Annotated in this window: 9 protein-coding genes and 1 pseudogene; 5 read left to right on the forward strand and 5 right to left on the reverse strand. The window is 33.9% G+C overall.

Features of this window, described 5'->3' with window-relative positions; genetic code table 11:
- Window positions 1-281 (reverse strand): annotated as a pseudogene (locus ACSC97_RS17215) (MobA/MobL family protein); the annotation flags it as partial.
- A gap of 222 nt (window positions 282-503) precedes the next feature.
- On the opposite strand from ACSC97_RS17215, the gene ACSC97_RS17220 reads away from it, so the two are divergent.
- The 3 genes from ACSC97_RS17220 (at window position 504) to ACSC97_RS17230 (ending at window position 3,511) form a co-directional block, all read left to right on the forward strand.
- Window positions 504-1,259, forward strand: a complete 756-nt coding sequence (locus ACSC97_RS17220; protein WP_436662158.1) for a hypothetical protein — start codon at window positions 504-506, stop codon at window positions 1,257-1,259.
- A gap of 716 nt (window positions 1,260-1,975) precedes the next feature.
- Window positions 1,976-2,902: a replication initiation protein RepM gene (gene repM / locus ACSC97_RS17225; protein WP_436662160.1), complete on the forward strand. Its 927-nt coding sequence runs from the start codon at window positions 1,976-1,978 to the stop codon at window positions 2,900-2,902.
- A gap of 60 nt (window positions 2,903-2,962) precedes the next feature.
- Window positions 2,963-3,511 carry a plasmid replication DNA-binding protein gene (locus tag ACSC97_RS17230; protein ID WP_231517337.1) on the forward strand — a complete coding sequence of 183 codons (549 nt, stop codon included), beginning with the start codon at window positions 2,963-2,965 and terminating at the stop codon, window positions 3,509-3,511.
- Window positions 3,512-3,709: 198 nt separating this feature from the next.
- Here the strand turns inward: ACSC97_RS17230 and ACSC97_RS17235 are convergent, their stop codons facing one another.
- The 4 genes from ACSC97_RS17235 to ACSC97_RS17250 form a co-directional block, all read right to left on the reverse strand.
- Window positions 3,710-4,138 (reverse strand): hypothetical protein, encoded by a 429-nt coding sequence (locus tag ACSC97_RS17235; RefSeq protein WP_000877730.1) that lies wholly within the window; start codon window positions 4,136-4,138, stop codon window positions 3,710-3,712.
- A 524-nt stretch (window positions 4,139-4,662) separates the two neighbouring features.
- Window positions 4,663-4,986, reverse strand: a complete 324-nt coding sequence (locus ACSC97_RS17240) for a hypothetical protein (RefSeq protein ID WP_000681328.1) — start codon at window positions 4,984-4,986, stop codon at window positions 4,663-4,665.
- A gap of 53 nt (window positions 4,987-5,039) precedes the next feature.
- Window positions 5,040-5,354 (reverse strand): helix-turn-helix domain-containing protein, encoded by a 315-nt coding sequence (locus tag ACSC97_RS17245; RefSeq protein WP_000197509.1) that lies wholly within the window; start codon window positions 5,352-5,354, stop codon window positions 5,040-5,042.
- The gene (locus ACSC97_RS17250) at window positions 5,335-5,658 is read right to left on the reverse strand and encodes a hypothetical protein (protein ID WP_000288001.1); all 324 of its coding nucleotides are present in this window, start codon (window positions 5,656-5,658) and stop codon (window positions 5,335-5,337) included. The genes ACSC97_RS17245 and ACSC97_RS17250 overlap by 20 nt, the downstream gene beginning before the upstream one ends.
- 143 nt (window positions 5,659-5,801) lie before the next feature.
- Between ACSC97_RS17250 and ACSC97_RS17255 the strand changes: the two genes are divergently transcribed.
- Together ACSC97_RS17255 and ACSC97_RS17260 are read left to right on the forward strand one after the other, a co-directional pair.
- Window positions 5,802-6,107 (forward strand): hypothetical protein, encoded by a 306-nt coding sequence (locus ACSC97_RS17255; protein ID WP_000734383.1) that lies wholly within the window; start codon window positions 5,802-5,804, stop codon window positions 6,105-6,107.
- 126 nt (window positions 6,108-6,233) lie between these two features.
- Window positions 6,234-6,887 (forward strand): hypothetical protein, encoded by a 654-nt coding sequence (locus tag ACSC97_RS17260; protein ID WP_000282938.1) that lies wholly within the window; start codon window positions 6,234-6,236, stop codon window positions 6,885-6,887.
- Window positions 6,888-7,470: the final 583 nt, after the last annotated feature.

Here is a 7,470-nt window from a genome sequence, read left to right on the forward strand (position 1 = left end):
TTGGGTAAAGCCACGACCAGACTGGAACAGGTTCGGCCATTACTCCGTTCATATACATCTGCAGCCTGCCAAAATTCAGCCGGTTTTCCCTCGGCAAAACTGGGTAAATTCCCGGATTTCACAAACTCAATGTGCTCAGAAACCGATTCCTTATAACTTTTAAAGTGTGACGTTCGGGTGATGTAATGAAAGCGATTCTTGGCTGTGGCGCCATCTTTGATTTTTCCTGATCGTGTCTTTATCGCTTTTTTTGCGGTGTGTTCAAGGTTGCAATAGAACATATATCACCTTCATTTTTAGCCGGGGCCTCGCAGAGCCTGCGGAGCACGAGGAGGAGTGTTTCTAATTCGATATAATTGCGTAGTAATTATATCGAATTAGAAACACGGAAACGAGCTTAAATATTTAAAAAAATGTTCCCACATTTATTTAAATATTTTTCCGTGATGCATATGCTAGACTGAAAACAGAAAAATCTCACCCAATTTATGCTGGAGAATGCGATGGCGGCCCGTGGAAGACCTGCGAAAATACTCACCTCAAATGACCTCATGACATTGCAGCAGTTCCTGGAAAAACTCCCCTTCCTCAAGAAAAACCAACAACAGGCTTTGACCTTACTTCAGCAAGCGAATGGCATATTCAATGACAAACAGCTCAGTCTGCTGAAAACTGCAGATCGAGATAAAAACCAATTTTTAAAAAGACAGGCTCTCATCGAACAAATCCAACTTAAACATAAGAATCAACAACCACTCTATGCCAATGAAATTGAAATCTTAGCACTGCTCCAACAACCAATGGACCAGGACAACTTCTTCCGCTTAGATCGTGCACTCGAGTCTTACCAGAAAATTGAAAAAGCCACTTTAGAAGATCGAATTCGTGTAGAAAAAGAAGGCCGCAGAGAACTCCTCAAAAAAACCAGTAAAGAATTGACCGAGGCTCAAAAGAGACGCAATGCAGAGAACAAACTCAAATATGAATTGGGGGGTGCAGTCTTAGCGGCATGGAAAGAACTTGGAAGACCGATCGAAAATATTGAAGCAAGAAAAGTCAAAAACAACATCGTCAATAATCAACACTTTTATGCAATGGTCAGCCAGACAACGCTATATCAATATATTCATCCAATGACAGGCAACTACTTCCAAACCAGAAAACTATTGATCCAAGTAATCGAAGGATTATGTGAATATACAGAGCACGATACAGAACTCTACGTAACCGAAGTCAAAAATCACTTAGAAGGGTCATAAAATGCGATTACAGCCATGTTTAAACACAAAGATAGAGAAAGCGTTGTTAAACAATAAAAATGGCTGTAATCGCAAAATATAGTCTTTCAAACACAAGACTAAGGTCATAAAAATGGCTTGCTCTTCAATTTCAATATACCGAAAAGGTATAAACCAAGTGAGTGTCTACGAGCGACATAACCAAAAGTCGCGCCTTGGCTCTCTGAAAAACTGCTTTTTCTATAAATTGAGTTCAAAAATTTATGGATCAATGGGCTTTATTTGATTCTAGAACGAGCATCGCGAGTAAAAAGCTTTATGAGCAAAGCGAATTCATTTTTTGTTGTTGCTTTTGCTTGTGCTTTTTTCAGTATAAAAATTGAATCCGGTATGAGAAAAAAAATTGCCCCTTAGAACTGAGCGAAAGCGAAGTTCAATAGAGTTTGAGCAGAGCGAAAACATAGGGCAATTTTTAAAGAAATAGGTTTTTAATTATTTTTAAAATTTTAAATGCTTTTAACACTATTGAAAGTATTGTAAATAAAAGCTTTTAGAGTTAATAAAAAGACTTTTAGTTACCTATAAAAAGACTTTTAGTTACCTATAAAAAGACTTTTAGTTACCTATAAAAAGACTTTTAGTTGTCTTTAAAAGACAAAAAAATACTTGTCTTTTAAATGTTTTATATTAATATGTCTTTAAATAATTTTTAACCTTCATCAAGACACTTAATTACCATGAAAAAAGATCTTGTCGTTAAAACCAATCGTTTGAATCAAGCATTTCAGGTACTTTCTTTAGCAGAATTTCATATTGTTCAGTTGGCAATTGTTGATGCAAGAGATACAGGTACAGGACTCAGTACAGATTTACCATTGAAGATTAGTGCTTTACGTTATGCCGAGGCTTTTGAAACCACTCGACAAAATGCATATATGCGTATGAAAGAAGCTGAAGAAACTCTTTTTAATCGTCGCTTTAGTTTCTTTGATGAAGATGGTCAAATTGTAAAAAGTCGTTGGATTTCACAGGTTAAATACTTAGATAACGAAGGCGCTTTAGAGATAGTTTTTACTCCTGCTGTAGTGCAAGGAATCAGCCGTATTGATGGGGTTAAAGAGTTTTTTACTCAGTATCTTTTAAGTCAAACAGCTCAGCTAAAAAGTATTTATTCGAGCAGACTTTATGAATTATTAATTCAATGGAGGAATACAGGTAAAACCCCAATATTTAGTTTAGAAGAGTTTAGGGCACGATTAGGAATCGAGAAAGACCAGTATAAATTAATGAGTGATTTTAAGAAGCGAGTCTTAGATCTAGCAATTAAAGATATTAATGAAAAAACTGATATTAAAGCGACTTATGAACAACATAAGCAAGGACGCATGATTACAGGCTTTTCATTCAGTTTTAAACACAAGAAGAAAGAAATTTCGTCAATAAAAAATGAATCCAATATTTCAGATTTATTCTTAAAACTTACTGATGCACAACGCCATCTTTTTGCAAATAAGCTTTCAGAACTTCCAGAAATGAATAAATACTCTCAAGGTACTGAGAGCTATCCTCAATTTGCTGTTCGAATTGCTGAAATGTTACAACACCAAGAAAAATTTATGGAACTACTACCATATCTTAAAAAAGTAGGATTTAACTCAAAATAAATTTCATGTTCAGGTAGGATGTTCACATGAACATCCTTGTACATGCACTGAGGGATTACATTGAACACAACAAAATTTAGCGTTATGGACGCTAGTAAAGCCTTTAAAAAATCACGAACAACAATATATGAAGATTTAAAAAATGGTAAGTTATCAAGGGATAATGATGGTCTTATAGATTTATCAGAACTAATTAGAGTCTATGGAAATCCTATCAGTGTTCAGGCTAGTACACGTACTGAACACGCTCAAAAGGATGTACAGGTACACGTTCAAACTGAAGTTGAAAATGTATTGAAAGATCAAATCTCTTTGCTCAAAAGTCAGCTTGATTTAGCCAATCAAAGAGAAAAGTCTTTAATGCAACATATCGAAGACCTTACGCATAGAATTGAGTTTAAAGGGATCTTAGAGCCTCTAAAAAAAGAAAAAACTGATCAATCTGAACCTGATATGACAACGGATCCTCGGCTAGAACCTGAGCAAAAAGAAGAAAATTTAACGATACCAGTCGTAGCAGAAAATAAACGTATTCCTATACCGGAGCCAGTAGAAGAAGAACCGAAGAAAAGGGGCTTCCTGAGTCGCTTCTTCCTGCCGAATGGTTAAACTGAGCTAATCAAAAATGTGGAACATTGATCAGATATTAGGCGTGGAACGTGAAAAATCATAAAAAAAACCCATTCGGGCTAGAATGGGCTGTCAAGTTTAGACTATACCACTGAAATTAAATAATAAAATATTAGCATTTCGCATAAGGTGTATTATGTTAATTTTAGGGAAATTTAAGAATCTCTATGCAATGGTTTATTCAATATTCTTTGATTTCTTATCTTTTAGGTTAATCAGAAATAGCCAATAACATAAGCCAGGAAATAGAGCCATAAAGATAGTCCATGTATCTGTATACATCTTCCACCACTCTTTCGAAATTTCTCCTGTGTGACTCCATCCAAAAAGAATAAAAAATGGAGTAGCAATAATTATAGAGGCAATACAGATAGTTAATAAATTAAGACTGTTATAACGATTTAAAAGAATTGAGAATATGAAGCTGAAAGGTACAGTCAAAATACAATAAGCCAAGTAGACAAGACCGTGCCCTACAAGAACCACTAAAATCGAGTATAGGCTGTATTCCTGATTCATTACGATAAACAGGACTGCTGTGAAAAAAAGTAGTGGTAAAGGAGAAAGTAAGAGAGCTTTTACTATTTTTTCATTTGAGTATTTCACTAATTTAATTCTCTTATCTATTCAATAAATAATAATACTATAACGATTTTATTGGAGGTTTTTTGATTCTATTTAACATAATGGTTGTTATACGAAGTACACTTGTATATTAATATAAATATCAAAAACTTAACAAACTAAGAAAAATCCAAAAATGCACAAAAAGCCGATTTTGAAACAAGTCGGCTTTTTTATGATCGTTTTTGATAGTTCTTGCCAATAATTTTGTTTAAAAAGCAATCAATTTTGAGATTTTTCAAATTTTATCAATGCCTCAATGTCCCAAATTATCCACATTTTTTGTGGATAAAATTTAGGCTATTTTGTACGCTTTGGCTCACATGAAACTCGGCCCTTTGCTGCTATGCGGCATACTGGAATTTTCCTATGATGAACTCATCGGGAACAGGAAGTTCCATACAAGAATAACAAGAGATAAGCACAAGGACTGTAAGGTACGACAGGAGTTATACCGAGCGAACCAATACGAAAAACCCCGGCAGGATGCCGGGGTTTTTTATTGTCTAAAGATTAGATTTAGTAGTATCTAATCCATTTTGATTGATGAATTTAATCAACGTATTCTGTATAAATTCTTCCGTCTCGATCCCCTGTTCTCTAATTACTTTCTCAAGAATTTCAAGCGTTTCATTTTCTAGTTCAAATGACATTTCTGCGGATGTCGACATCAATAAATCATAGTTGTTGTCTACAATTTTTTTAAAGGTTTCTTCAACATTATTTGTTAATGGCACGTTGAAAGACAGGCGTAGAGAACTATTGATAATTTCTACATGGGTATAGCCGATATATTCTGTACTTTTTCCTACAAATCCTAAGTGTTTCATAAAAAACCTTAAATAATATATAGTGAATAGCTCTCTAGTGAGAGCTAGATGAATTAAGCCAGACTTTCTTTTACAAATTTTGGATCAACAATAAATAATCGGATAAGCGATGTTGCTGCTCCTGATGGTCTTCTCGCACCTTGTTCCCATGATTCAAGAGTACGTCTTGATACGCCAAGAATCTTGGCGAACTGATCTTGAGTTAGTTGAGCCTTTCTACGAGCTAATGCCACATCTGTTTCAGTGATCACTGTTCTTTTCGCTGCATTATTAGCCAACATATCATCAATGCCTTGTAATATCTCAGCTTCAATATCTCTAGTTGCTTCAAAAGCTTGTAATTCTTTTTCAGTCATTAAACGAGTCATTTAATTTCTCCACCAATGCTTGCAGAGTTTTCTTACTAAGCTGTACAGTTTGCTTTTTACTGTACAAGGTTAATAACCAAATCTCTCCATTTGTTAAACGATTAAAGTAGATGACTCTGACACCACCACTTTTGCCCCTACCGCCACTAGTCCATCTAATCTTACGAATACCGCCTGAATTGGGTTCTACATCCCCAGCTTCAGGATTTAATGCTAAGAATGTTTTAAATTCCTCATATTCTTCCTGAGTCCAATAAACAAGACAGTATTTAGTAAATAAAGGGGTTTCACATATTGTATACATTGCTTGTGTTTATACTACCTTGTGGTAGTTAATTTTATACTACTTTGTGGTACTTTTAAATATTAATTTTTAATTCATAGGACTAAAGACAATGTACTACTTTGCAGAGGATCCCTTCTAGGTAATGTCACCTAGGAGGAAAAATGAAAAAACTGAAATCTCAGTATCAACAATCTGTAAAAACATACCCTCATGATTATTTTTCCAAACGCTACCCGAACATAAGGAGTGTCTATTTTAAAAAATTTAGCACTCAACAAGAGAGAAGCTTTTATTTCATGCATCATATTGAATATAAAAACTATCCTCTTAAATTTCGTGTAGCGCGTGGTACTGGTCTACCTCATGTTTGGGACGATTTTCCAACTTATGTATACAAAATTGCTAAAAGTTGGAAGCATAATTCTAAGAGAGCACATCAGTACTACAAAGAACATGAGCAAAAATAAAAAATGGGAGCTATAGGCTCCCATTTTTGTGTTAGAACCCATTTAAAATGTCTATATTCTCACCAATAAAAATGTCCACTTTTAGAATAAACTAATATTCTTTGCATTACGTCTACTGATAAAAATATGTATAACGTTCATCCAAGTGAAAAACTAATTCAAGCTTTCCGCCAAAAACCTTATCAGGGATGTTGTCCTACTCAAGCAGAGTTTTTATTTATTGGCTTAGATGCCAATTACGCTCCCAATGTTGAAGAACAAAAAATATTTTCTAAAATCATTGAATATCATGAGGATGCTATTTCATTTTGGCAAAAATACAATTTACATCATCCTTTTTTATTAGATGGATATAAAGGAGATGGGCGAAAATATCATAAAGAATTTTCAAAAATTAGACTTTCTTGCAAAGATGCTTCTCGTATTTCATTTATCGAGCTTCTTCATCTTCCAACAACTGGTAGAAATGATTTGAAAAGCTCTGATCTTGATAAAAATCATCTACAATACATTCATAAAGCCATTTTTTCAGAACACACTAAAGCTGTATTTATCTCTGATGCTGTTTTTAAATTAATGAAAAAAACATCTATATTTTCATGGATGAATGATGCAAAACAAATAGAAGGACATACTCTTAAAGTTTTTCATGAAAAAAAACCTTTAATCTATAAGCATTTACATTTTTCAACTTATGGAAAGTTTCAAGCTCAAAAAGAGGAAGAGATAAAAGCAATTCATAATATTATTCTAGGATCAAACATCAGTGATTTAACATAAAAACTCTTATACGAAATCGATTTGTTAGAACCCATTTAAAGTGTCTATATTCTTACAAGCGATTTTTGTTTATCGTAATATGAAATCAGCGAACTGCAATAGATCAATAACTTACGTCATTAGGACGGAAGAAAGTTTACAAGCCATTTATAAAAAACTTTCGCTGGATATTTACCTCAACGATAAATCAATAACTTACATCATTAGGACGGAAGAAAGTTTACAAGCCATTTATAAAAAACTTTCGCTGGATATTTACCTCAACGATAAATCAATAACTTACATCATTAGGACGGAAGAAAGTTTACAAGCCATTTATAAAAAACTTTCGCTGNTAAAAAACTTTCGCTGGATATTTACCTCAACGATAAATCAATAACTTACATCATTAGGACGGAAGAAAGTTTACAAGCCATTTATAAAAAACTTTCGCTGATCGTATGTGATTACCATAAATTAATAAATTAAACCTCTGTACACGACAAATTTCACAGAACCCTTATCCTATCAGGGTTCTGCCTTCTTAAAATTGCCAAAATTTCCTTAAACTCTTCTTTTTTCCCAAAACCAATTAAACGCTGAA

The organism is Acinetobacter sp. P1(2025), assembly GCF_051390655.1.
Lineage (GTDB): Bacteria > Pseudomonadota > Gammaproteobacteria > Pseudomonadales > Moraxellaceae > Acinetobacter > Acinetobacter junii.